This window comes from Cellulomonas edaphi (genome assembly GCF_030362815.1).
Classification (GTDB): Bacteria; Actinomycetota; Actinomycetes; order Actinomycetales; family Cellulomonadaceae; genus Cellulomonas; species Cellulomonas edaphi.
The window spans coordinates 247,623-271,971 of the sequence record NZ_JAUCGR010000001.1 but is presented as its reverse complement, the minus strand read 5'-3'; the positions used below and the strand labels follow the sequence as shown (position 1 = coordinate 271,971).

At 73.3% G+C, this 24,349-nt stretch carries 22 protein-coding genes and 1 riboswitch; of the genes, 17 read left to right on the top strand and 5 right to left on the bottom strand.

What is annotated here, in order from left to right; genetic code table 11:
* Window positions 1–15: 15 nt before the first annotated feature.
* Both QRT05_RS01345 and QRT05_RS01340 read left to right on the top strand, forming a co-directional pair.
* A complete protein-coding gene (locus QRT05_RS01345; RefSeq protein WP_289444493.1) occupies window positions 16–549 on the top strand; it encodes a hypothetical protein in 534 nt (177 codons plus the stop codon).
* Window positions 546–1,115: a hypothetical protein gene (locus QRT05_RS01340; protein WP_289444491.1), complete on the top strand. Its 570-nt coding sequence runs from the start codon at window positions 546–548 to the stop codon at window positions 1,113–1,115. Before QRT05_RS01345 ends, QRT05_RS01340 begins: the two co-directional genes overlap by 4 nt.
* 23 nt (window positions 1,116–1,138) lie before the next feature.
* Here the strand turns inward: QRT05_RS01340 and QRT05_RS01335 are convergent, their stop codons facing one another.
* A complete protein-coding gene (locus QRT05_RS01335; RefSeq protein WP_289444488.1) occupies window positions 1,139–3,031 on the bottom strand; it encodes an ABC transporter ATP-binding protein in 1,893 nt (630 codons plus the stop codon).
* An 85-nt stretch (window positions 3,032–3,116) separates the two neighbouring features.
* Here QRT05_RS01335 and QRT05_RS01330 point away from each other — a divergent pair, with 85 nt between their 5' ends.
* A complete protein-coding gene (locus tag QRT05_RS01330; protein WP_289444485.1) occupies window positions 3,117–3,551 on the top strand; it encodes a MarR family winged helix-turn-helix transcriptional regulator in 435 nt (144 codons plus the stop codon).
* Between the two features lie 4 nt (window positions 3,552–3,555).
* Here QRT05_RS01330 and QRT05_RS01325 read toward each other — a convergent pair whose 3' ends face one another.
* Window positions 3,556–3,903 carry a VOC family protein gene (locus QRT05_RS01325; RefSeq protein ID WP_289444483.1) on the bottom strand — a complete coding sequence of 116 codons (348 nt, stop codon included), beginning with the start codon at window positions 3,901–3,903 and terminating at the stop codon, window positions 3,556–3,558.
* A complete protein-coding gene (locus QRT05_RS01320) occupies window positions 3,900–5,996 on the bottom strand; it encodes a (Fe-S)-binding protein (protein ID WP_289444481.1) in 2,097 nt (698 codons plus the stop codon). The genes QRT05_RS01325 and QRT05_RS01320 overlap by 4 nt, the downstream gene beginning before the upstream one ends.
* Before the next feature lie 593 nt (window positions 5,997–6,589).
* On the opposite strand from QRT05_RS01320, the gene QRT05_RS01315 reads away from it, so the two are divergent.
* The 7 genes from QRT05_RS01315 to QRT05_RS01285 all read left to right on the top strand — a co-directional run bounded on the left by QRT05_RS01315 (window position 6,590) and on the right by QRT05_RS01285 (window position 14,335).
* Entirely contained in the window at window positions 6,590–9,616 is a 3,027-nt protein-coding gene (locus QRT05_RS01315; protein ID WP_289444479.1) for a Na+/H+ antiporter subunit A, read from the top strand.
* Complete coding sequence (locus QRT05_RS01310) at window positions 9,613–10,101, top strand: Na(+)/H(+) antiporter subunit C (RefSeq protein WP_289444477.1); 489 nt, start codon at window positions 9,613–9,615, stop codon at window positions 10,099–10,101. Before QRT05_RS01315 ends, QRT05_RS01310 begins: the two co-directional genes overlap by 4 nt.
* Window positions 10,098–11,675, top strand: a complete 1,578-nt coding sequence (locus QRT05_RS01305; protein ID WP_289444475.1) for a Na+/H+ antiporter subunit D — start codon at window positions 10,098–10,100, stop codon at window positions 11,673–11,675. Before QRT05_RS01310 ends, QRT05_RS01305 begins: the two co-directional genes overlap by 4 nt.
* Window positions 11,672–12,226 (top strand): Na+/H+ antiporter subunit E, encoded by a 555-nt coding sequence (locus tag QRT05_RS01300; protein WP_289444473.1) that lies wholly within the window; start codon window positions 11,672–11,674, stop codon window positions 12,224–12,226. Before QRT05_RS01305 ends, QRT05_RS01300 begins: the two co-directional genes overlap by 4 nt.
* Window positions 12,223–12,609, top strand: coding sequence for a monovalent cation/H+ antiporter complex subunit F (locus QRT05_RS01295; RefSeq protein ID WP_289444471.1), 387 nt, complete (start codon window positions 12,223–12,225; stop codon window positions 12,607–12,609). The genes QRT05_RS01300 and QRT05_RS01295 overlap by 4 nt, the downstream gene beginning before the upstream one ends.
* The gene (gene mnhG, locus QRT05_RS01290) at window positions 12,606–12,971 is read left to right on the top strand and encodes a monovalent cation/H(+) antiporter subunit G (protein ID WP_289444469.1); all 366 of its coding nucleotides are present in this window, start codon (window positions 12,606–12,608) and stop codon (window positions 12,969–12,971) included. Before QRT05_RS01295 ends, mnhG begins: the two co-directional genes overlap by 4 nt.
* 71 nt (window positions 12,972–13,042) lie before the next feature.
* Window positions 13,043–14,335 carry an APC family permease gene (locus QRT05_RS01285; RefSeq protein WP_289444467.1) on the top strand — a complete coding sequence of 431 codons (1,293 nt, stop codon included), beginning with the start codon at window positions 13,043–13,045 and terminating at the stop codon, window positions 14,333–14,335.
* On the opposite strand, the gene QRT05_RS01280 is transcribed toward QRT05_RS01285, so the two are convergent.
* A complete protein-coding gene (locus tag QRT05_RS01280; protein ID WP_289444465.1) occupies window positions 14,332–15,339 on the bottom strand; it encodes a Gfo/Idh/MocA family protein in 1,008 nt (335 codons plus the stop codon). The genes QRT05_RS01285 and QRT05_RS01280 overlap by 4 nt on opposite strands.
* Window positions 15,340–15,469: 130 nt before the next feature.
* On the opposite strand from QRT05_RS01280, the gene QRT05_RS01275 reads away from it, so the two are divergent.
* From QRT05_RS01275 to QRT05_RS01260, 4 genes are all read left to right on the top strand, one after another.
* Window positions 15,470–17,056: an ABC-F family ATP-binding cassette domain-containing protein gene (locus QRT05_RS01275; RefSeq protein ID WP_289444463.1), complete on the top strand. Its 1,587-nt coding sequence runs from the start codon at window positions 15,470–15,472 to the stop codon at window positions 17,054–17,056.
* A 10-nt stretch (window positions 17,057–17,066) separates the two neighbouring features.
* Window positions 17,067–17,477, top strand: coding sequence for a nitroreductase/quinone reductase family protein (locus QRT05_RS01270; RefSeq protein WP_289444462.1), 411 nt, complete (start codon window positions 17,067–17,069; stop codon window positions 17,475–17,477).
* A 463-nt stretch (window positions 17,478–17,940) separates the two neighbouring features.
* Window positions 17,941–18,444 (top strand): FBP domain-containing protein, encoded by a 504-nt coding sequence (locus QRT05_RS01265; protein ID WP_289444461.1) that lies wholly within the window; start codon window positions 17,941–17,943, stop codon window positions 18,442–18,444.
* 40 nt (window positions 18,445–18,484) lie between these two features.
* Window positions 18,485–19,957, top strand: a complete 1,473-nt coding sequence (locus tag QRT05_RS01260; protein WP_289444460.1) for a phytoene desaturase family protein — start codon at window positions 18,485–18,487, stop codon at window positions 19,955–19,957.
* 6 nt (window positions 19,958–19,963) lie between these two features.
* Here the strand turns inward: QRT05_RS01260 and QRT05_RS01255 are convergent, their stop codons facing one another.
* Window positions 19,964–20,227: a DUF4235 domain-containing protein gene (locus QRT05_RS01255; protein ID WP_289444458.1), complete on the bottom strand. Its 264-nt coding sequence runs from the start codon at window positions 20,225–20,227 to the stop codon at window positions 19,964–19,966.
* A gap of 80 nt (window positions 20,228–20,307) precedes the next feature.
* Window positions 20,308–20,422, top strand: a riboswitch (TPP riboswitch).
* A gap of 78 nt (window positions 20,423–20,500) precedes the next feature.
* Between QRT05_RS01255 and QRT05_RS01250 the strand changes: the two genes are divergently transcribed.
* Genes QRT05_RS01250 through QRT05_RS01240 form a run of 3 tightly spaced genes read left to right on the top strand, consistent with a single transcriptional unit; the run spans window position 20,501 to window position 24,349 of the window.
* A complete protein-coding gene (locus QRT05_RS01250; RefSeq protein WP_289444456.1) occupies window positions 20,501–21,565 on the top strand; it encodes a thiamine ABC transporter substrate-binding protein in 1,065 nt (354 codons plus the stop codon).
* A 7-nt stretch (window positions 21,566–21,572) separates the two neighbouring features.
* The gene (locus QRT05_RS01245) at window positions 21,573–23,333 is read left to right on the top strand and encodes an ABC transporter permease (protein WP_407650270.1); all 1,761 of its coding nucleotides are present in this window, start codon (window positions 21,573–21,575) and stop codon (window positions 23,331–23,333) included.
* The gene (locus QRT05_RS01240; RefSeq protein ID WP_407650302.1) at window positions 23,327–24,349 is read left to right on the top strand and encodes an ABC transporter ATP-binding protein; all 1,023 of its coding nucleotides are present in this window, start codon (window positions 23,327–23,329) and stop codon (window positions 24,347–24,349) included. Before QRT05_RS01245 ends, QRT05_RS01240 begins: the two co-directional genes overlap by 7 nt.

The following is a 24,349-nucleotide window of genomic DNA, read 5'->3' as shown; positions in this document are numbered from 1 at the left end:
GTTCGAGGGGGGCATGTGAGGCATCGACGAGCGCTGCGCGCGGTGGGGATCGGCGCGGCGGGACTGCTCGCGGTGGCAGCCGTCCAGTCGCCCGCGGCCGCCAGCTACTACTCCGGCGGGATGCCGAGCCGCACGTTCTCGGTGCGCCCCGTGGGGATCAACGACGTGTGGATCGGCTACCTCGACTCGGCGCGCGGCTACTGGAACGCCACCGCGGCGGGCACGCACCTGACCCGGACCAGCACGTCGAAGAACACCTACACGGCCGGGCGGTGGAGCTACAGCTGGGGTGGCCGGTACACGCCGTCGGGCAGCGGTTCGAGCCGCACGTTCACCATCGAGGTCAACGTCCAGTACCTGCAGGCGCGCGCCGGCGACGAGCTGAGCAGGTGGTGCCTGTCGACCACCACGCACGAGCTGGGCCACGGGCTCAAGCTCGCGGACAACCCCAGCACCACCAAGGCCTCGCTCATGAAGTACGACCGCGACCCCGCCAAGGTCTACAAGCCGACCGCCTACGACGTGAGCGAAGTGGTGAAGTACGCATGAGACGAGTCGTGCTGCTGGTCGTCGGGGTGCTCGCGCTCGCCGGGTGCTCGTCGGACCCCGAGGTGGTGGTCTCCTACGCGGACTATCCCGCCTACTCGACGCCGCAGGAGATCGTCGACGCGGCCGACGCCGTGGTGCGGGGCACGGTGACGGGCTCGCGCGTCAAGGAGGACCGCCCCGAGGTGTCCACCGACGGCGACCCCTCGCTCAACCCCCAGGCGGGGCTCGACGAGGTGCCCGACGTCCCCGGTGTCGTCGTGACGATCTCCACCGTCCGCGTCGAGGAGGTCGTCAAGGGCGACGTGGCGGTGGGGGACCTCATCGAGGTGGCGCAGCTGGGTGGGCTGTACGACGGCGTGCAGTACGTCGAGGCGGCGACCACCACGCTGGAGGAGGGGTCCGACTACGTGCTGCTCCTGGCTGCGCACGGTGCCGAGGTGCCGTTCGACCTGCTCCACCCGGTCCAGGCGATGTACACGGTCGACCACGGCGACCTCGACCCCGTGGCGCCGGACAACGAGGTCGCGGTGGACACGCTGGACGAGCTCGCGCAGCTCGCGGAGTGACCCGCCCGCGTGACCCACCCCGCTCACGCCGCGGCGGGCTCGCGGAACTGGGTGCGGTAGAGCTCGGCGTACAGCCCGCCGGCCGCGAGCAGCTCGGCGTGCGTGCCCTGCTGGACCACGCGACCGTCCTCGACGACGACGATCGAGTCCGCCTTGCGCACGGTCGAGAGCCGGTGCGCGATCACGAGCGACGTGCGGCCGACGAGCGCCTCGTCGAGCGCGGCCTGGACGGCCGCCTCCGACTCCGAGTCGAGGTGCGCGGTCGCCTCGTCCAGGACCACCACGTCGGGCGCCTTGAGCAGGAGCCGGGCGATGGCCAGACGCTGGCGCTCGCCGCCGGACAGCCGGTAGCCGCGGTCGCCGACCACGGTCTCGACGCCGTCGGGAAGGCCGGACACGAGCGTCCAGACGTGGGCCTGGCGCAGCGCTCGCTCGAGGTCGTCGTCGGTCGCGTCGGGCCGGGCCAGCCGCAGGTTGGCCGCGATCGTGTCGTGCAGCATGTGGGCCTCCTGGCTCACCACGCCGACGGTCGCGCGCAGCGACTCCTGCGTGACGTCCCGCAGGTCGGCTCCGGCGATCCGCACCGAGCCGCGCGTCGGGTCGTACATCCGGGTCACCAGCTGGGAGATCGTCGTCTTGCCTGCTCCCGACGGCCCGACCAGGGCGACCACGTGGCCGGCGGGCACGCGGAACGAGATGTCGTGCAGCGTGTCCGCGACGGGGTCGTGGCTCAGGGCCGCCGCGGCCTCCAGGGAGGCGAGCGAGACCTCGTCGGCCGCCGGGTACCGGAAGCCGACGCCCGAGAGCTCGACGTCGGCGCCACGGGCGGTGACGGCCTCGCGGAGGTCGCCGGCGCCGGGCTTGTCCGTCACCGTCGGCTCGAGGTCGAGCACCTCCAGCACGCGCTCGAAGCTGACGAGCGCGGTCATGACGTCCACCTGGACGGTCGACATCGCGGTGAGGGGGCCGTAGAGGCGGCTGAGGTAGGCGGCGAGCGCGACCACCACGCCGACCGTGAGCTCGCCCCGGATCGCCAGCACGCCGCCCGCGCCGTAGATGATCGCGATGGCGACCGACGCGAGCGTGGTCAGGCCGACGCGGAACCACGTGGCGTAGAGCGCGCGCGTGACGCCGATGTCCCGCACCCGGGCGGCCTGCGTCGCGTACGCCGCCGACTCGCGCGCGGGGTCGCCGAACACCTTGACCAGGTGAGCGCCGGCGACGTTGAAGCGCTCGTTCATGATCTGCGCCGCGTCGGCGTTGCGCTCGTAGCTCTCGCGCGTGACCGCCGCGATGCGCTTGCCGAACCACCGGGCGGGCAGGACGAACGCGGGCAGCAGCACGAGCGAGAGCGCGGTGAGCTGCCACGACATGGAGAGCATGGCGGCGAGCACGAACACGATGGTCAGCGTGTTGCTGACGACGTTCTGCAGCGTGGACGTGAACGCCTGCTGGGCGCCCAGCACGTCGCCGTTGAGGCGCTGGACGAGCGCTCCGGTGCGGGCGCGGCTGAAGAACGCGAGCGGCATGCGCTGCACGTGGTCGTACACGTCGGTGCGCAGGTCGTAGATGAGGCCCTCGCCGACGCGCGAGGAGACCCAGCGGTCCGCGACGGACAGGCCGGCACCGAGGAGGGCCAGGCCCGCGATGGCGGCCGAGAGGAGCACGACGCGCCGGGTGTCCCCGGTGGCGATGCCCTCGTCGATGAGGTTCTTGACGAGCAGCGGCGTGAGCGCGCCGGCCGCCGCCTCGAGCGCGATCAGGCCCACGAAGACGGCGAGCTGGACGCGGTACGGCCGCGCGAAGGCGAGGATGCGGCGCAGGGTGTCGCGGGTGAGGCGCCGGTGGGTGACGGTGCCGTCCTTCATGAACCCGCGCATCACGCTGGGGCCGCCGCTGCCGAGGGGGGTGGACATGGGCGCCTCCAGGGGGTCGATTCGCCGATGGTGAGGCTAACTCACTATGTGCGAGGTTCAAAACTTGTGCGATAGCCTCGCCGCCGTGAGCACGGACCAGACCGACGGATCCCCCGGGGAGTTCCTCGACCTGCTCTACGGCGTGCTGCACGCGGTGCGGCGCGAGACGGCGGTGCTGCTCCGGTCAGTGGGAACCACACCGGGGCAGCTGCGATTCCTGCGCACCCTGTCGCGCTGCGACTCGCCGCAGCGGCTCGGGGAGATCGCCGAGCGGCTCGACGTCGCGCCACGGTCGGTGACCTCGAAGGTGGACCAGGCCGAGGCCGACGGTCACGTGCGGCGCATCCCCGACCCGACCGACCGGCGTGCCACGCGGATCGAGCTCACGGACGCCGGCCGTGCGCTGCTCGCCGCGGTCGCCGTGCAGCAGCACCAGGGCGCCGAGGAGCGGCTCAGCGTGCTCTCCGACGACGAGCGGGCCGAGCTGCTGCGGCTGCTGCGGGCGGTCAACGACGCCTGACGCGTCACGCGGGGCTGACCACGCACCACTCGTTGCCCTCGGGGTCGGTCAGCACCTGGAACGAGCCGGCGGTGTCGCGGTGCACGCCTCCCTGGCGGGTCGCGCCCAGCGCCTCCGCCTCGAGGGTCGCGGCCTCGACGTCGTCGACCAGGACGTCGAGGTGCAGCCGGTTCTTGGTCGTCTTGGCCTCGGGCACGCGCTGGAACGCGATCAGGGGTGACCCGGGAGCCTGCAGCCGGCACCAGTCGGGGTCGCGCAGCTCCGGCGTCCCGCCCAGCACCTGGGCCCAGAAGCCCGCGAGGGCGAGGGGGTCGCGGCAGTCGACGACGACCTCGTCGAGCCGGCCGATCACTGAGCCCCCTCACGGACCCGGTCGAGCAGCAGCAGCGAGATGTCCGTGACCTCCGGGACCCCCACGCCCTCGTGCCCGCCGGCCGCCGCGGCGACCCCGTCGCTGAGCATCACGGTGCAGAACGGGCACGCGGTGGCGACGACGGACGCGCCGGTGCCGATCGCCTCCGCCGCGCGCGTGGTGCTGATCCGGGTGCCGATCGACTCCTCCATCCACATGCGCGCACCGCCGGCGCCGCAGCAGAAGGACTTCTCCTGGTTGCGTGGCATCTCGGCGATCGTGAGCCCGGGAAGCGACCCGAGCAGCTCGCGTGGCGGGGAGTAGATCTCGTTGTGCCGACCCAGGTAGCAGGGGTCGTGATACGTGATCTCGGTGGCCTCCTGCGGAGCGGGCCGCAGGCGGCCGTCCGCCACGAGGGTGTTGAGCAGCTCGGTGTGGTGCACCACCTGGTAGCGACCGCCCAGCTGGGGGTACTCGCGTGCGATGGTGTTGAAGCAGTGGGCGCACGTGACGACGATCCGCGTGGCCCCCACCTCGTTGAGCACCTCCACGTTGGCCGTGGCGAGCATCTGGTAGAGCAGCTCGTTGCCGGCTCGTCGGGCGGGGTCCCCGGTGCAGCCCTCCCCGTCGCCCAGCACCGCGAAGCTCACGCCGGCCGTGTGCAGCAGCTCGGCGACCGCCCTCGTCGTGCGCTTGGCCCGGTCCTCGTACGCGCCCGCGCAGCCCACCCAGAACAGGTACTCCACGTCAGCCGCGGACTCGACGTCGCCGCCGACCACCGGGACGTCGAACGGCAGCCCCTTCGCCCAGTCCAGCCGCGCGCGCGCCGGCAGGCCCCACGGGTTGCCCTGCCGCTCGAGCTTGGTGAACGCCCCTCCGAGCTCCTTGGGGAACGCCGACTCCATGAGCACCTGGTAGCGGCGCATGTCCACGATGGCGTCCACGTGCTCGATGTCGACCGGGCACTGCTGCACGCACGCGCCGCACGTGGTGCAGGCCCACAGCGCGTCGGGGTCGACGACGCCCGAGCCGATCAGGTCGATCCCCGCGTGCGACTCGTCGGCCGCGCGCAGGTACGGCGCCGTCGCGGCGGCGTGGTCGCGCAGCGCGAGGGTCACCAGCTTGGGCGACAGCGGCTTGTCGGTGGCCCACGCCGGGCACTGGTCCTGGCAGCGGCCGCACTCGGTGCACGTGGCGAAGTCGAGCAGGCCCTTCCAGGTGAAGTCCTCGATGGCGCCGACCCCGAGGCGGGCGTCGTCGGGCAGGTCCTCCAGGCCCTCGAGGTCCACGGGGCCGTGCTGCGTGGTGATCGGCTGCAGCGGTCCCAGCGCGGGCCGGCCGTCGGGCTCGCGCCGCGCGTAGACGTTGACGATCGCGAGGAACCGGTGCCACGCGACCCCCATCGTCGGCTGGAGGCCGACGACGACGAACCACGACATCGACACGACGATCTTGACCGTCGCGACCACCACGACCGCGTTCTCGAGCGTCGCGGTGTCCCAGTCGGGCGCGAGCCAGGCGGTCAGCGGGAAGTGCAGCGCCGACTCGCCGCCCATCGCGTACTCGAGGCTGCGCAACGCGATCACCGCGAGCACCACGAGCGCGACGGTCGCCTCGACGAAGAACGCCTGCGCCTGGTTGGACCCGAAGAACCGCGAGCGGCGGGCGTCCACCCCGCGCGGCTGCAGGCGCAGGCGCAGGACGAAGAGCGCGACGATGCCGACCAGGGAGGCCCACGCGAAGAGCTCGATGACCCACTCCAACGGCCACAGGTGCCCGATGAGCGGGAGCGTGAACCCGGGGTCGACCACCTGGCCGTAGCCGGTCAGGAGCGTGAGGAACAGCAGGGGGAACGAGAGCATCACCACCCAGTGCGCGACCTTGACCAGGGGGCGGTGCTGGAAGCGCCCGTGCCCGAGCACCTCCGCCACCAGCCGACCCGCGCGCGGCCCGAACGGTCGCCAGCGGCCCGGTGCGGAGCGCCCCACCCGCACCGTGCGCACGATCTCTCGTGCGCCCCGCGCGAAGATCGCCACGCCGACGACGGTCGCCACGAGCACCAGCACCAGCGCGACCCACTGCAACCCGTTCACGGCGCCACGCTATCGGCCGCCGCGCCCCGCGCCGGCACCATCCGGCCCGGCCGGGCCTGGTCCGGTCCCACCGCCGAGCCGGAGGCGGTCAGCGCCGAGCCGGGGCCGGGGGCCGGTCCGCGTCGAGCCGGTGGCCGGTCCGCATCGGAACGGAGGTTCCGCATCGCTACGCGGATTCGAATCGGCGTGATGATGACGAATCGGCGTAGTGATTCGCTCGGGGCACGCAGTCGCCGACTGGACGCAGCGCGCGGGCGCGCGGCGGGAAGGACCCACCGTCGCAGACCGGCGGGACGGGCCCACCGGGGGAGACCGGCGGGACGGGCCCACCGGGGCAAACCGGCGGGACGGACCCACCGGGGCAGACCGGCGGGAACGGCGCACCGGCGGGAGGTGAATCCTGCCGGCGAGCGGCTCCCGCGGAGTCGACCGGTACAGACGGTTGGTAGAGTCTTGACCAATCCGCTGGATCTTCTGGGGACGCCCGTCGGCGCCCCCTGCCTGCCGTACCCGCGAGCCGGGCGCGGATCCGCCGGACCTGACACCATCGAACGAACCGTGCACCCCGCCCCGACAGGACGGAGACCGGACGCGTGCTGCTGCTGCTCGCCATCCACCTGGCCGCAGCCGTCGTCGCGCCCGTGCTCGTGCGGTGGTGGGGCCGGCGGGCGTTCTGGGCCCTGGCCCTCGCGCCGGCGAGCGCGGCCGTGTGGGCGCTGTCGTGGACGTCGGCGGTCCGCGAGGGCCGCGGGCCGGTCGAGCAGGTCCAGTGGATCCCTCAGCTCGGCATGGAGCTGACGTTCCGGCTCGACACGCTGGGCTGGTTCATGGCGCTCATCGTCGGCGGCGTGGGTGCGCTCGTGCTCGTCTACTGCGCCGGGTACTTCTCGGTCAGCGCGCACGGCCTGGCCAGGTTCGGCGGCGTCTTCGTCGCGTTCGCGGGAGCGATGCTGGGCCTCGTCCTGTCGGACGACATGCTCCTGCTGTTCGTGTTCTGGGAGCTCACGACGGTCACGTCGTACCTGCTCATCGGCCACTACAGCGACCGCAAGGCGAGCCGGCGCGCCGCGATGCAGGCCATCGTCATCACCACGGCGGGTGGCCTGGCGATGCTCATGGGCGTGCTGCTGCTGGGCGAGGCGGCCGGCACCTACCGGCTCTCCGAGGTCGTCGCGCACCCGCCCGGCGGCACCACGGCGACCGTGGCGATCTTCTGCCTGTTCGCGGGCGTCGCCACCAAGTCCGCGCTCATCCCCTTCCACTTCTGGCTCCCCGCCGCGATGGCCGCCCCCACCCCGGTGAGTGCCTACCTGCACGCGGCAGCCATGGTGAAGGCCGGCGTCTACCTCGTGGCGAGGTTCGCGCCCGCCTACTCCGATCACGTGTCCTGGCGCTGGTGCGTCGTGGTCCTCGGCGGCGGGACGCTCCTGCTGGGCGGCTACCGCGCGCTGCGGCAGCACGACCTCAAGCTGGTGCTCGCGTTCGGCACGGTGAGCCAGCTGGGTCTCATCACGTTGCTGGTGGGGCTCGGGTCGCGGGCGACGGCGCTCGCGGGGCTGGCCATGCTGGGCGCGCACGCCATGTTCAAGGCCGCCCTGTTCCTCGTCGTCGGCGTGGTCGACGCCGCGACCGGGACGCGTGACCTCCGCCGCCTGTCGGGGGTGGGCCGTGCCCTTCCGGTGACGGCGCTCGCGGGCGCGCTGGCCACCGCGAGCATGATCGGGCTGCCGCCGTTCGCCGGGTACGTGGCCAAGGAGGCCGGCCTCGAGGCGCTGGGCCACCTCGACGAGGGCGCTGCCGGGCCCGTCGTGCTCGTCGCCGTCGCACTGGGCTCGGTGCTCACGGTCGCCTACGGTCTGCGCCTGTGGTGGGGCGCGTTCGCGACCAAGCGCGCGCTGGTCCCGGCCTCCGCGGTGGTGCCCGACGCCGTGGCCACCCAGATGGACGGCGCGAGCAGCCCGGGCACGACGACGCGGCTCGAGCTGGTCGAGGGCGCGGAGCCCGCGCCCATCACGCGGCCGTCCCTGATGCTCGTGTGGCCGGCCATGGTGCTCGCGCTGCTCGGCCTCGCCGTCGCGCTGCTGCCCGGGCTGGGCGAGGAGCTGCTGGCGCCCTACGCCGACACGTACCCGGAGGGGGAGCCGGGCCACCTGACGCTGTGGGCCGGGGTGACGCCGACGCTCGTGCTGACGCTCGGCATCCTCGGGGCCGGCCTGGCGCTGTGGCTGCTGCGCGACAGGGTCGAGCGGCTGCAGGCCGGTGCCTACCGGGGTCCGGACGCCGACCGGGTCTACCGCCGGTTCATGCGCCGGCTCGACGACGTGGCCGCCGACGTCACGGCCATCACCCAGCGCGGTTCGCTGCCGCTGTACCTCGGCATCATCCTGGCCGTCTTCGTGCTGGCCGTGGGGCTCACGACCCTCACGCAGGGCACCTGGCCGCGCGAGCTGCGCGCGTACGACCAGCCCGCGCAGGTGGTCTTCGCGGCGGCGACCATCGCCTCGGCGGCGCTCGCGGCGCGCGCGCGTCGCCGCCTCAAGGCCGTCATCCTGCTGGGCATCGGCGGGTACGCGGTCGCCGGCCTCTTCCTGCTGCACGGCGCCCCCGACCTCGCGCTCACCCAGGTGCTCGTGGAGACCGTGACGCTGGTCGTCTTCGTGCTCGTGCTGCGCCGCCTGCCCCCGTACTTCTCCGACCGGCCGCTGGCCGCCTCCCGCTGGCTGCGGCTGGGGATCGGGCTCGGCGTGGGGCTCACGGTCGCGGGCGTCGCCCTCGTCGCGCCCGGCGCGCGCATCCACGAGCCGGTGTCGAAGGACTTCGCCGAGGAGGCGGTCCGGTGGGGCGGCGGCCACAACATCGTGAACGTCACGCTCGTGGACATCCGCGCCTGGGACACCATGGGCGAGATCTCGGTGCTGCTGGTGGCGGCCACGGGCGTCGCGTCGCTCGTGTTCCTCTCGCGCCGCGGCGGGCAGATCTTCCGGGCCGACGAGGCGCGCGCCGAGCGTCACGTGTGGGCCGGGGCGCCCGATCCCATGGCCCGGCTCCGCCGCGGCACCGACCCCGCGCGCGTGGACGCGCCGGCCACGGACCGGGAGTGGCTGCGCGCGGGGAGCACGCTCGCCCCGCAGCGGCGTTCGGTCGTCTTCGAGGTGGTCGTCCGGCTGCTGTTCCAGACGATGATCGTCTACTCGCTGTTCCTGCTGTTCAGCGGCCACAACGCGCCCGGCGGCGGCTTCGCGGCGGGCCTGGTCACGGGGATCGCGCTGATCGTGCGGTACCTCGCCGGCGGCCGCTACGAGCTGGGCGAGGCCGCGCCGGTCCAGCCCGGTCTGCTGCTGGGGCTCGGCCTGTTCCTGTCGGCGGGCGTGGGGCTGTTCGCGCTCGTGCTCGGGGGGTCCGTGCTGCAGTCCTGGATCATCGACGTCCACCTCCCGGTGGTCGGCGACCTGCACGTGGTGACCAGCGTGTTCTTCGACATCGGCGTCTACCTGGTGGTCGTCGGGCTGGTGCTCGACATCCTGCGGTCGCTGGGCGCCGAGCTCGACCGCCGGGCCGAGACCGGCGAGGACGCGGCGTTCGGGGCCGACGACGGCGTGCCGACGGAGGTCGGTCGATGATCGACATGACCCCCAACGTCGTGCTCGTCGTGACCATCGGCGTGCTCTTCACCGCGGGCGTCTACCTGCTGCTCGAGCGGTCGCTGTCCCGCGTGCTGGTGGGCGTGATCCTGCTCGGCAACGGCGCCAACCTGCTGTTCCTCGTGGCGGGCGGCGCGGCCGGCCGGCCGCCGCTGGTGGGTGTCGAGCCCGAGGGGCAGATGAGCGACCCCCTGCCGCAGGCGATGGTGCTCACCGCCATCGTCATCACCCTGGGCATGACCGCCTTTCTGCTCGCCATGGCGTACCGGTCGTGGCAGCTGCACCGCCACGACGAGGTGCAGGACGACGTCGAGGACCGCCGCATCGCCCGCCTGGCGGCGATCGACGAGCGCGCCACGGCCGACGACGACACCGAGGAGGGCTCGGAGACGCTCGACGACCAGGCAGCCACCGCGCGCGACGAGACCGGTGACGGCCAGCCGGCGGACGAGGTGCGCCGATGACCGACTGGAGCTGGTTGGTCCCGCTGCCCGTGGTGATCCCGCTGTTCGCCGCGGGCCTCGCCCTCGCGCTCTATCGCCGGCCGCGGCTGCAGCCGATCGTCTCGGTCACGGCCCTGTCGCTGGTGCTGCTCGCCTCGGTCGCGCTGCTCGTCATCGTCGACGACGGGCCGCTCGTGGTCGACGTCGGTGACTGGGCCGCCCCCGTGGGCATCGACCTGGTGGCCGACCGGCTGTCGGCGCTCATGCTCACCATCTCCTCGGCGGTCACGCTCTGCGTGCTGCTCTACTCGCTCGCCCAGGGCCGCGACGACGACGAGGAGTCCGCGCCCGTCTCGATCTACCACCCGACGTACCTGGTGCTGACGGCGGGGGTCGCCAACGCGTTCCTGTCCGGCGACCTGTTCAACATCTACGTCGGCTTCGAGATCCTGCTGGCGGCCTCGTTCGTGCTCCTCACGCTGGGCGGGACCGGCGAGCGCATCCGGGCGGGCAGCATCTACGTCGTCGTCGCCCTGCTGTCGTCGGTGCTGTTCCTCGTCGCGATCGCGCTCGTCTACGCCGCGACGGGGACGGTGAACCTCGCGCAGCTCGCCATCCGGCTGCCCGAGATCGACCCCGGCATCCGGCTGGTCCTGCAGGTGCTGCTGCTGCTCGCGTTCGCCATCAAGGCGGCCGTGTTCCCGCTGTCCGCGTGGCTGCCGGACTCCTACCCCACCGCGCCGGCGCCCGTCACCGCGGTGTTCGCGGGCCTGCTCACCAAGGTGGGCGTCTACGCGATCATCCGCACGCAGACGCTGCTGTTCCCCGAGGGCCGGCTCGACGACGTGCTCATGTGGCTCGCGCTCGCGACCATGGTGATCGGCATCCTGGGCGCTGTCGCGCAGGACGACATCAAGCGACTGCTGTCGTTCACGCTCGTCAGCCACATCGGCTACATGGTCTTCGGGATCGCGCTGTCCTCCGACGCCGGGTGGAGCGCGTCGATCTACTACGTGGCGCACCACATCACCGTGCAGACGGCGCTGTTCCTCGTGGTGGGTCTCGTCGAGCGGGTGGGGGGCTCGACGTCGCTGACGCGGCTCGGCGGCCTCGCGCGCGTGGCGCCCGTGCTCGCCCTCCTGTTCTTCGTCCCCGCGATGAACCTCGCCGGGATCCCCCCACTGTCCGGCTTCCTGGGCAAGCTCGGCCTCCTGGAGGCGGGCGTGCACGTGGGCACGCCGCTCGCGTACACGCTCGTGGTCGGCGGCATCGTCACGTCGCTGCTCACGCTCTACGCGCTGGTCAAGGCGTGGAACAAGGCGTTCTGGCAGAGCCCCGAGGTCGAGCCGCGGCCCGTCCGGCTCCCGTTCGGCATGGTGGGCCCCGCTGCGGCGCTCATCGGCGTCGGCCTGGCGCTCACGTTCGCGGGCGGCCCGCTGTACGCCTACACCGAGCGCGCCTCCGAGGCGCTCGTCGAGCGGTCGCCGTACATCGACGCCGTCCTGCCCGACGGCGAGCGCGGCACCGGCGACTCCGCCGACGTCGCCGAGCACGACGACCGCATCAGCATCGACCTGGGTGGTGGCGACGGATGAGCCTGCACCCGCGCCGCGCGCGGCCGCGTCCCCAGTGGGGCACGGTCGCGTGGCTGACCGTCGTCTGGGTCCTGCTGTGGGGCGATCTCTCGGTCGGCAACGTGCTGGCCGGGATCGTCCTCGGGCTCGCCGTCACCACGGGGCTGCGCATGACACCCCTGGCGTTCCACGGCCGCGTGCGTCCGCTCGGGGTGGTCCGGCTCGCGACCCGGTTCGCGATCGACGTGGTGCGCGCCTCCTTCGAGGTCAGCCTGCTCGCGCTCCGTCCTCGGTACACGCCGCGGGGTGCCGTGATCGGCGTCCAGCTGCGCAGCCACTCCGACCTGTACCTGACCATGACGGCCGAGCTGTGCTCGCTCGTGCCCGGCTCGCTGGTCGTCGAGGCCCACCGGCTCACGGGGATGCTGTACCTGCACGTGCTCGACGTGCGGCAGTCGGGCGGCATCGAGGCGGCGCGCCGGGCGGTGCTCGACCAGGAGGAGCGCGTGCTGCGGGCGTTCGCGTCGGACGCGGAGCTCGCGGGAACCGGTCTGCCGGGGGTGCGCGCATGACGTGGGTGATCGCGGTGTGCGGCGTGCTGCTGACGGCCGGCGCGGTCCTCGCCGTCGTGCGCGCGGAGAAGGGCCCGTCGATCCTGGACCGGACCGTCGCGCTCGACATCGTGGTCACGACGATGATCGCGGCCGTCGCCCTCTACGCCGCGATCGAGCGCCGCGCCGACGTGGTGCCGGTGCTGGTGGTGCTGTCCCTCGTCGGCTTCGTCGGCTCGGTGACCGTCGCCCGGTTCGCCGCCGTCGAGCCGGAGGGCGAGGGCCGGGTCCGGACGCGCGAGGAGGTCGCGGCGGAGGACAAGGCACGCCGCGAGGCGGAGGAGAGCACGGAGGGCGGCGCGACCGACGAGCACGGCGGCGCGGCCGAGGGGGAGGTCCGATGAGCTGGGACACCGTGGCCGACGTCGGGTCGGCGATCTGCCTGCTGGGCGGGGCGTTCCTCGCGTTCGCCGCCGGCGTGGGCGTGCTGCGCTTCCCCGACCTGCTCTCCCGCATGCACGCGGGCACCAAGCCGCAGGTGCTGGGCCTCATCCTGGTGCTCGTCGGCCTGGCCCTGCGCCTGCGGTCGGGCGGCGCGGTGTGGGCCCTGGTGCTCGTCGCGATCTTCCAGATGCTGACCGCGCCCGTCGCGGCCCACATGGTGGGTCGCGCCGGCTACCGCACGGGCAAGGTCCGCCACGACCTGCTCGTGGTCGACGAGCTGACCAACGACCTGGACCGGCTCCGCAAGGAGGACGAGAGCTAGGAGCACGAGCCGCCTCCGGCGCTAGGGTCGTCCCGTCCGGCACCATCCGCGGCCGCACCAGGGAGTCCGGCGTGTCCCAGCCCGCCCCGCAGGCACGACTGACGGTGCGCGGCGCCATCACGCTCGGCGTCGGGGCGATGGTCGGCGCGGGGATCTTCGCCCTGTTGGGGCAGACCGGCGCCATCGCGGGCTCCGCCGTCTGGCTCTCGTTCCTGCTGGCCGGCCTGATGTCGGCCGCCCTGGGCTACACGCTCGTGAAGTTCGCGATCCACCTGCCGTCGTCGGGCGGGCTGATCGCCTATGTCGAGCACGGGTACCGCAGCCGCCGCCTCGTCGGCGTCACCGCATGGCTCGGCTACCTGACCGCGGTCGTCGTCGTCGGCGCCATGGTGTCCGCATCGTTCGGCGACTACGCGGCGGTGCTCATCGCCGACGGACCGCCCGGGGGATGGCTCTCCAAGCTGTGCGCGTCGGTGCTGGTGCTGGCGGGCGCGTGGGTCACCGTGAGCGGGCCTCGTCTGGTGGACCACGTCCAGTCGGTGATCGTCGGGCTCCTCCTGGTCGTGTTCGCGATCTTCGTCGTCGGCACGCTGTCCCAGCTCGATCCCTCGCTCCTGGCGCCCAGCACCTACCCGGGAGCGGGGGACATCGTCGCGAGCGTGGCGTTGACGTTCTTCGCGTTCCTCGGGTTCGGGGTGATCTCGTTCGCGGGCGCGGACCTGCGCCGGCCGCGACGGGACATGCCGATCGCGATGTACACGGCGCTGGCGATCACCACGGTGCTGTACGTGGCCGTCGCGCTCGGGGTGTTCGGCACGCTCTCGGTCGACGAGGTGGTCGCGGCGGGCCCGCGAGCCATCGCCGTCGCCGCCGAGCCGGCGCTCGGGCACGCGGGCTACGTGATGATGGCGGGCGCCGCCCTGCTCGCGACCTCCTCGAGCGTGACCGCGACGCTGTACGCCGGCCGGGCGCTGACGTCGTCGCTGGCCGCCTCCGGCACCTTCCCGCCGCCGTTCGGCTCGGGAACCCGGCTGGGTCGGCACGGCGGGCTCGTGATCACCGCCGCGCTGATGATCGCGTTCGTGACCGTGCTCGGCATCGACGCCCTCGCGTCCATCGGCAGCGCGGTGTCGCTCGCGGTGTTCGTGCTCGTGGCCGTCGCGGCGTTCCGGCTGCGCTCCGAGCTCCAGGCCTCGCCCGTGCTGACCGCGTCGGCGGCGGGCATCTCCGGGTTCGTGCTCGCGTGGTTCGTCGTCGACCTGTACTCCGCCCAGCGCCGCTCGTTCTGGCTGATGCTCGCGCTCGTCGCACTGGCCGTCGCGATCGACGCGGTGTGGACGCGCCGCCGGTCCCGGTCGGGCTAGCGGTCCTGCGGGTACACGACGCCGAGCGCGGCGAGCCCCTCGTCCATGAGCTCCTGGATGGCGACGGTGTCGGCGTGCGGGACGAGAGGGCTCTCGAGCAGGCCGGCGCGCAGGCACCGCTCGACCTCCTCCACCTGCGGCGTGTAGCCGGCGCCGTGACCCGCGAGCGGGTCCTCGATGCGGCGCTCCTCGCCTCCGACGCTGACCGTCAGCCCCGACGGGCGGTGCCCGGGGGACTCCAGGCGGAGGAAGCCCTCGGTGCCGCCGATCACCGTGTCGTTCGACATCACGACCGCGGCGGAGAACATGAGCTGCGCCGTGGGCCGGCCGGCCGCGGTCCACTGCACGGCGACGGTCTCGTCCGACCCCGTCGGCGAGAGCGTGCCGCTCCAGGTCGCGCGGTCGGGCAACCCGACGAAGAGCGACGCGATCGTGATCGGGTACACCCCGAGGTCGAGCAGTGCACCGCCCCCGTTGGCGAGGTCGTACAGCCGGCTGGTCGGGTCGAACGGGACGCCGATGCCGAACGACGCGCGCACGTGGCGCACCTCGCCGATCGTTCCGTCGGCCGCGAGCTGCTGCGCCTTGCGCACCAGCGGGTTGGCGCGCGTCCACATCGCCTCCATCGCGAAGACGTCGGCGGCGCGGGCCGCGTCGAAAACCTCGCGCGCCTGGGCCGCGTGCAGGCAGACGGGCTTCTCGACGAGCACCGACTTGCCCGCCTCGATCGCCAGGAGGGCCTGGCGGTGGTGGTTCGGGTGCGTCGTGGCGACGTACACGACGTCGACCTCGTCGTCCGTCACCAGGTCCTCGTAGGAGCCGTAGCTGCGCGCCGCGCCGTGCTCGGCCGCGAACGCCGCCGCACGGTCGGCGTCCCGGGCCGCGACCGCCGTGACGACGTTTCCCGACGTGAGCCGCAGGTCGGAGCACACCGTGCCGGCGATGGAGCCGGCCCCGAGGACTCCCCAGCGGACGGGTCGGTCGTCGCTGATGGCAGCAGGCATGGCGGTCTCCCTCACGTCGTCGTCACGCCATTGTGCGCGACGTCCTCACGGCGGGCTGGCGGGCGGCCACGTAGGGTTCGAGCGCCGCGTCGTCGCCCGTCGATGCGGCCGCCGAGCCGTCGAGGACCCCGTGAGCCTGATCCGCCTGAACGCCGTGTCGATGCAGTTCGACGACCAGGTGGTGCTGCGCGAGGCGTTCCTCAAGGTGCGCGAGGGTGACCGCGTCGGTCTCGTCGGGCGCAACGGCACCGGCAAGACGACCTTCCTCGAGCTGGTGCTGGGCCGCAGGGAGCCGACGTCCGGCACCGTCGACCGCAACCTCGGGCTCACGATCGGGTACTTCTCGCAGTTCTCCGAGCTCGCGGGGGATCGCAGCGTGGCCGAGGAGCTCAGCGACCTGTTCCCCGAGGTGCACGCGACGCAGGCTCGGCTGGACGCGATCGGGGAGCGCCTCGGCGAGCCGGTCGCGGACGACGAGATGTCCCGGCTGCTGGCGGAGCAGGCCGCGCTGTTCGAGCGCATGGACGCGCTCGACGGCTGGTCGTACGAGAACACGATCGACACGGTGCTGACGCGGCTGGGGTTCGACGAGGAGCGCCGCGCGCTGCCCGTCGACCGGCTCTCGGGCGGGTGGCGCAACCGCGCCGCGCTGGCCCGGATCCTGGTCCAGGGACCCGACGTGCTGCTGCTCGACGAGCCCACCAACTTCCTCGACCTCGCGGGCGTGCGGTGGATCGAGGGCTGGCTGCAGACCTACCCCGGTGCCGTGCTGGTGGTCTCGCACGACCGGCAGTTCCTGGACGGCGCGGTCACGCGCATCCTCGAGATCGAGAACCGCCGGCTGCACGAGTACGAGGGCGGCTACACGGCGTACGTGCGCGCCAAGGCCACGCGGATCAAGGCCCTGGAACGGCAGTTCGCGCACGAGGAGGAGCTGCTCGCCTACGAGGCGGAGGCGAGCGACGCCCGTCGGCAGGCCGTCAAGGAGCGCGGCACCGCCCGCAGGCTCGCGGACATCAAGAAGCGACAGGCCCCGCGCCCGGTCGACGAGATCATCACGTCGATCTACGCCGACCTGCACGTCAGCGAGAACCTGCTCCAGGTGGAGGGCATTACCAAGGGCTTCGGCGGCGACCCGCTGTTCGAGGACCTCACGTTCTCGCTGCACCGGCGCGACCGTGTGGCCGTCGTCGGCGCCAACGGCTCGGGCAAGTCCACGCTCCTCGACGTGCTGACCGGCGTCACCGAGCCCGACGCGGGCCGCATCGTGTGGCGTAAGGGTGCCTCGTTCGTCTCCTACAACCGGGCCGTCGAGGAGCTCGACCTCGACGACACCGTGGCGCACTACGTCAGCGCCGCCCCGGGGACCCTCGCGTACAGCGCGACCAAGAAGAACGTGAACCGCTTCCTCACCATGCTGCAGTTCTCCGAGGCGGAGCTGCGGCAGAAGATCGGCACGCTCTCGGGCGGCCAGCGGGCTCGCGTCGCCATCGCGGCGTGCCTGCTGTCCGGGGCGTCGGTGATCGTGCTCGACGAGCCCACCAACCACCTGGACCTGGCCAGCGCGCAGGTGATGGAGCGGGCGCTCATCCACTTCCCGGGAGCTGTGGTCGTCGTCAGCCACGACCGGTTCTTCATCGACAAGGTGGCCGACCGGCTGCTGACCTTCGACGGCTCGGGGGCGGTCCTGGAGAGCGCCGCCACCGGCGCGCTCTGATACTGGAGCCATGTCCGACTGGAACCAGAACATCATCGACGAGTTCCGCGCCAACGGCGGGGACGTGCAGACCATGGGCTTCGGCCGCGGCCTGGTGCTGCTGCACCACCGCGGCGCCCGGACCGGCACCGAGCGGGTGAGCCCGGTGGCGGCCATCCGCGCCGACGACGACACGTGGCTGGTCGCCGCGTCCAAGGGCGGCGCCCCCACGCACCCCGCGTGGTTCCACAACCTGCTCGCCCACCCCGACGTCAGCATCGAGACGCCCGACGACGGCACGGTGGACGTGCACGCCACCCAGCTGCTGGACGGTGCGCGCGACCAGGCGTGGGAGCGGTTCAAGGAGCGCTCCGAGGGCTTCCGGTCCTACGAGCAGAAGACCACCCGGGTCATCCCGGTGCTGGAGCTGCGCCGCCGCTGACGGGGGCTCGAGGTCCAGGGGCAGGGCCCGGTCAGCGCGTCCGTCGCCGTCGTCTCGCCGATTCCGCATCGATCCGCCGATTCGAATCGTCGAATCGATGTCGAATCGGCGAAGCGACGGGCGCTGCGGCGGCCGATAACGTCGGCGGGATGGGTCCGGGTGGGACCGAGGTCGCGCCCGGCGCGCGGGTCCGGGTGGGACCGAGGTCGCGCGAGGCGCGCGGGCCAGCGGCGTAGTCTGTTCCAGGCGGTGCCGCGACGCGGCGCCGGTTCATCGGACCGGCGAGGAGTGCAGATGCTGGGCATCGCGGGGAGCGGGGTGGCCGTGCAGGCCTGCTCAGGCGACCACGTGGCCCGCGCCGTGAAGCTCTGACAGGAGCGCCGGCGCGGAGCGGCTGCGACCCCGCAGCGACCGTCCGCCGGCGACAGCGGCGGACTCCGACGCACCCTCCCGGAAGCTGACCATGAACCCCTTGACCGAGAAGCAGATCCGCTCCTGCTTCGTCAACGCCTCCAAGCGCGAGGCGAACGACGCCACCCTCCCCGACCTGGCGCAGGTGCGCTGGGACCGCCTCGACTACCTCGGCTGGCGCGACCGCAAGGCGCCCCTGTCGTCGTACGTCGTCATGCTCATCGACGACGAGCCCGTCGGGGTGCTGCTGCGCAGCAACGACGCCGCCCGCGGTCGCCGCAAGGCGGTGTGCGCCTGGTGCGAGGACATCGTCGAGACCGACGACGTGACGCTGTACGTGGCCAAGCGGGGTGGAGCCGCCGGCCGGCGCGGAGACACCATCGGCACGCTCGTGTGCACGGAGTTCGCGTGCTCGAAGAACGTCCGCCGGATCCCCACGCGCGCCGAGGCCGGCGACGGCGCGGAGGGCGCGCGCGAGCAGATCATCGAGCGGCGCATCGCGGGGCTGCGCGAGCGGTCCACGCGGTTCGTCGAGGAGATCCGCAGCACACGCTGACGGCACGAGCCCGGCGCCGTCGGGGTGCTTAGATCGAGTCGTGCCACGCGCCGAGGTCGTCGTCGTCGGGTCCGGTCCGAACGGGCTGGCCGCCGCGGTCGTGTGCGCGCGGGCCGGCCTGCGGGTGCAGGTGCTCGAGGCGCAGCCGACCGTCGGCGGCGGCGCACGCACGCTCGACCTCGGCCTGGCCGAAGGCGTGGTGCACGACCTGTGCTCCGCGGTGCATCCCATGGCGTGGGCGTCGCCGTTCTTCGAGGCCTTCGACCTGCGAGCACGCGGCGTCGAGCTGCTCTCGCCCGAGGTGTCGTTCGCGCAGCCGCTGCCCGACGGGCGCGCGGGGCTGGCGTTCCGATCGCTCGACCGCACCGTCGAGGGGTTGGGGGTCGACGGCGGCGCGTGGCGCTCGCTCGTCGGCCGGCTCGCCGACGACCACGCCGCGACCGTCGCGGTGGCGCTCGGCGACAAGCGGTCGATCCCCGACCGGATGCTCGGTCGGGGGCTCGGCACCGCGGCGGCGTTCGGGCTCGCGGTGCTCGAGCAGGGCACGCGGGCGTGGGACCGGCGGTTCGTCGGCGACGTCGCGCCCGCGCTGCTCACGGGCGTCGCGGCGCACGCCATCACGCCCCTGCCGTCCCTCGCCGGCGCGGGCACCGCCCTTCTGCTGAGCGCCCTCGCGCACGCGGGGGACGGCTGGCCGATCCCCCGAGGCGGGTCAGCAGCCATCACCGCGGCCCTCGTCGCCGACCTCGTGGCGCACGGTGGCGAGCTCGTCACCGACCTGCACGTCGGCTCGTTCGCCGAGCTGCCGCCCGCGCACTGCTACCTGTTCGACACCACGCCACGGACGCTGCTGGCGGTGCTGGGCGACCGCATCCCGCCGCGCAGGCGCCGCGCGCTCGAGCGGTTCACGTACGGCAACGCGGCCGCGAAGGTCGACTTCGTGCTCGACGGACCGGTGCCGTGGACCGTGCCCGAGGTGGGTCTGTCGGGGACGGTGCACGTGGGCGGCACGCGGCCGGAGATGGCCCACGCCGAGGCCGAGGTGATGGCCGGCCGGCACGCCGAACGGCCGATGGTGCTGGTCAGCGACCCGACGGTCGTCGACGAGTCGCGGCGCGCGGGCATGCTGCGGCCCCTGTGGAGCTACGCGCACGTGCCGACCGGGTCGGACGTGGACGTGACCGAGGCGGTCACCGCCCACATCGAGCGCTACGCGCCCGGGTTCCGCGACGTGGTCGTCGCGAGCCGTTGCATCCCCGCCGCGCACATGAGCGCGCACAACGAGAACTACGTGGGCGGCGACATCTCGGCGGGCGCCGCGACCATCACGCAGATGTTCGCGCGCCCGACCGCGTCGTGGGAGCCGTACGCCACCGGGCGCGACGGCGTCTACCTCTGCTCGGCGTCCACCCCGCCCGGTCCGGGCGTGCACGGGCTCAGCGGCTGGTACGCCGCCAGGCGCGCGCTGCGCGAGTGCTTCGGCATCGCCGAGGCGCCCAGCCTCGCTCCGTGACGGTGCTCAGGCGCCGTCGTTGGAGGTGAGCTTCGCCGCGCCTCGCGTGGCCAGCACGCGCGCCACACCGACGATGGCGCCGGTCAGCGCGGTCGCGGCGACGAGCTCGGTGAGCCCGTGGTCCCCCTCGTCGTCCGCACGCGGCGGCTCGTGGCCGGTGCGGGCCTTCCACGTCTCCGCGATGAGCTTCTGGGCCAGCCACGCCGCGGCGAGCGCTGCGGCGGTGCCGACGAGCTTGGCGACGAGGTCCTGCTGCTTGCTGCCGGACATGCGTGCTCCTTCGAGTGTGGGGAGGTCTGCCACGACCGTAGCGCCGTGCGGGCGCAGGTGCTGGTCGGGCGTAGGATGACGGCGAACGACAGGGGAGCGTCAGGCCAGGTGCCTGGACGCTGAGAGTGCGGACAACCGCAGACCCTCGAACCTGATCCGGTTGGTACCGGCGTAGGGAGTCGGGCTTCTCATCTCCGTGGTCGTCGTCGCGCGTCCCACGGACGGTCGACGACGGGCGCGGGGACCCCTCCAGACGATGGAGGACAACGCACCATGCACAGAAGGTTCATGCTCGTCGCCGCGGCGACCGTGGCGGTGGCGTCGCTCGCCGCCTGCTCGTCGGGCGACACCCCGGACTCGCCGGCCGCGAGCGGCACCAGCGCGGCCCCGGGCAGCGTCACCCTGGTCACGCACGACAGCTTCGCGCTCAGCGACGGGATCCTCGACGACTTCACCGCGCAGACCGGGATCGCGGTGAAGGTGATCCAGCAGGGGGACGCGGGCGCGCTCGTCAACCAGCTGGTGCTGACCAAGGACGCGCCGCTCGGCGACGTGATGTTCGGCGTGGACAACACGTTCGCGTCGCGTGCGGTCGACGAGGGCGTCGTCGCGCCCTACACGTCGGCGGCTCCGGCAGCCGCGGACGCCGCCAAGCACGCGGGGGGAACGGGCCTGACCGCGATCGACTACGGCGACGTGTGCATCAACGTGGACCATGCGTGGTTCACGAAGCACGAGCTCGCGGAGCCGACGAGCCTCGACGACCTGACGGACGCGCGGTACAAGAACCTGCTCGTGGTCCCGAACGCGGTGACGTCGTCGCCCGGGTTCGCGTTCCTGCTGGCCACCATCGGTGCCAAGGGCGACGGCTGGCAGGCGTACTGGGCCGACCTGAAGAAGAACGGTCTCAAGGTCGCCGACGGCTGGTCGGACGCCTACTTCACCGACTTCAGCGGCGGGGGTGGGGGCGGCCCGCGGCCGATCGTGCTGTCCTACGCGTCCTCGCCGCCGTCGACCGTGCCGAAGAGCGGCGGCGCCGCCACGACGGGCGCGCTGCTCGACACCTGCTTCCGCCAGACGGAGTACGCCGGCGTGCTCACGGGCGCGAAGAACCCGCAGGGCGCCCAGAAGCTGGTGGACTTCCTGCTCTCCGACGAGGTCCAGGCGGACATCCCGACGTCGATGTACATGTACCCGGTGAGCACGGCGGTCGAGATCCCGGCCGACTGGCAGAAGTACGCGCCGCTGGCGACGACGCCGTTCGACGTGGCCCCCGACCAGATCACCGCGAACCGCGAGGCCTGGCTCGCGGAGTGGTCGCAGACGGTGATCGGCTGACCCTGCCATGACCGCCCCGGTGCTCACCCGTCCCACCACGCCCCTCGCGGGCGCGGGGCACGGGCGTGCACCGGGGCCGGGCCGGACGATGGGCGCCTTCTGGGTGCTCGCGGTCGCGCTGCCCGTGCTGTTCCTCGCGGTGTTCTTCGCGTGGCCCGTGCTCGCGATGGTGGGGCGCGGGTTCGTGACGGACGGGTCGCTGGACCTGACGGGGTTCGCCGACGTGTTCTCTCGGCCGCGCACGTGGCGCATCGTCGGGCTGACGCTCGCGCAGGCCGCGATCGCGACGAGCCTCGCGGTGCTGCTCGGTGTCCCGGGCGCCTACGTGCTGTACCGGCGACGGTGGCGGGGCCGCGGCGCCGTGCGGGCGCTGGTCACCGTGCCGTTCGTGCTGCCGACGGTGGTGGTGGGTGTCGCCTTCCGCTCCCTGCTGGTCTCGGGCGGTCCGCTCGGGTTCCTGCACCTGGACGGCACGTTCGCCGCGATCGTGGCCGCGCTGGTGTTCTTCAACTACGCCGTGGTGGTGCGCGGCGTCGGCGGCATGTGGGAACGGCTCGACCCACGTGCGTCCCAGGCCGCCCGCGCCCTCGGGGCGTCGCCGTGGCGCGCGTTCCGGACGGTCACGCTGCCGGCTTTGACGCCGGCGATCGTCTCGTCGGCCTCGCTCTCCTTCCTGTTCTGCGCGACGGCGTTCGGCACCGTGCTGGTGCTCGGCGGGTTGCAGTTCGGCACCGTGGAGACCGAGATCTGGGTGCAGACGACGCAGTTCCTCGACCTGCGCGCGGCCGCCGTCCTCTCGGTGGTGCAGCTCGTCATCGTGGCCGGCGCCCTGCTGCTGGCCGGGCGCGCGCGTTCGCGGCGTGAGCGCGCGCTCGCGCTGTCCGCGCCTGCCGAGTCCGTCCGTCCGCTGACGCTACGGCGCGCGCCGGGGTCACCGCGCCACGACGGGCACGCGCTGGCGCTCGGTGCCGCGGCGGTCACCGCGCTCGTCGTCCTGCTGCTGTGCCTGCCGCTGGTCAACCTGGTGCTGCGCTCGCTGCGGGTCGGCGACGGCTGGGGTCTCGACCACTACGCGGCGCTGGGCACGCCGGGCGCCGCCAGCGGGGTGTCGGTCTGGTCCGCGACGGCCACGTCGCTGCGCACGGCCGTGACGGCGACGCTCCTGGCCCTGGTGGTCGGCGGGCTCGTGGCGCTCGTCGTCTCGCGGCGCCCCCGCCGGCCCGCGGGCCGACGCGCCGTGACCGGGCTGGACGCGCTGTTCATGCTGCCGCTCGGGGTCTCGGCGGTGACGGTCGGCTTCGGCTTCCTGGTCTCGATGCACGAGCCGTTCGGCCTGCCCGTCGACCTGCGCACGTCCGGCGTGCTGGTGCCGATCGCGCAGGCGGTCGTCGCCGTGCCGCTCGTTGTGCGCATGGTGCTGCCCGTGCTGCGGGCCGTCGACCCGCGGCTCCGGCAGGCGGCCGCCACGCTCGGGGCGACGCCCGGCCGGGTGCTCCGCAGCGTCGACCTGTCGATCGCGGCCCGGTCCGTCGGGCTGGCGGTCGGCTTCGCGTTCGCGGCGTCGCTCGGCGAGTTCGGCGCCACCTCGTTCCTCGCGCGCCCCGACGAGCCGACGCTGCCCGTGCTCATCTTCCGCCTGATCGGCCGGCCGGGCGCCGACAGCTACGGCACGGCGCTCGCGGCGTCCGTGGTGCTCGCCGCGCTGACCGCCGGCATCGTCGCCGCGTCCGAGCGGCTGCGGGCCCCTGGCACTGGAGGTGACTGGTGAACGGACTGGGTCTGCACGACGTCGTGGTGCGCTACCCCGGGGCGACCGCGCCGGCGGTGGATGGCGTCTCGCTGCACGTCGCCCCCGGTGAGGTGCTCGCGCTGCTGGGGCCGTCGGGGTGCGGCAAGTCGTCGCTGCTGCGCGCGGTCGCCGGGCTCGAGCCGCTGGCCGGTGGCGCGGTGACCTGGGACGGTGCCTCGGTGGTCGACGTGCCCGTGCACCGGCGTGGCTTCGGGCTCGTGTTCCAGGACGGGCAGCTGTTCACGCACCGCGACGTGGGCGGCAACGTGGCGTACGGCCTGTCGTCGGGCGGCCTGTCCTGGCGCTCGTCCGCGAGCGGGCGCTCCCACCGGGTGGCCGAGCTGCTCGAGCTCGTGGGCCTGGCGGGGTACGAGCGCAGGGAGGTCGCCACGCTGTCCGGAGGGGAGCGGCAGCGGGTCGCGCTGGCGCGGGCGCTGGCACCCGCGCCGCGCCTGCTCCTGCTCGACGAGCCGCTCTCCGCGCTCGACCGGTCCCTGCGCGAGCGGCTGGCGGTCGACCTGCGCGCTGTGCTCGTCGCCACCGGGACCACGGCGGTGTTCGTGACCCACGACCAGGACGAGGCCTTCGCGGTCGCGGACCGCGTGGCGGTGCTCGCGGACGGCCGGCTGCTGCAGGTGGACACCCCGCCCGAGCTGTGGCTGCGGCCCGCGTCGCGTGAGGTGGCCCGCTTCCTGGGCTACGAAGCCTTCGTGCCGGTCGGCGACCCTGCGGCCGCCCCGCTGCTCGCGGCGACGGGTCCGCGGTCCGGATCCGTGCTGGCGCTCGCCGAGGGCGCGTTCGTCGTGACGCCGGGGGACACAGCGGCCAAGGGCACGGTGCTGGGTGTCACCTCGCGCCGCGGCCGGTCCGAGGTGCGGGTCGACGTGCCCGGTGTGGGGCCCGTGACGGCGTTGGCACCCGTCGGCGCGCGGTGGGATGCCGGGGACGTCGTCGGGCTGAGGATCGACGGGAGCGCGATCGCCTCCCTCGACTGA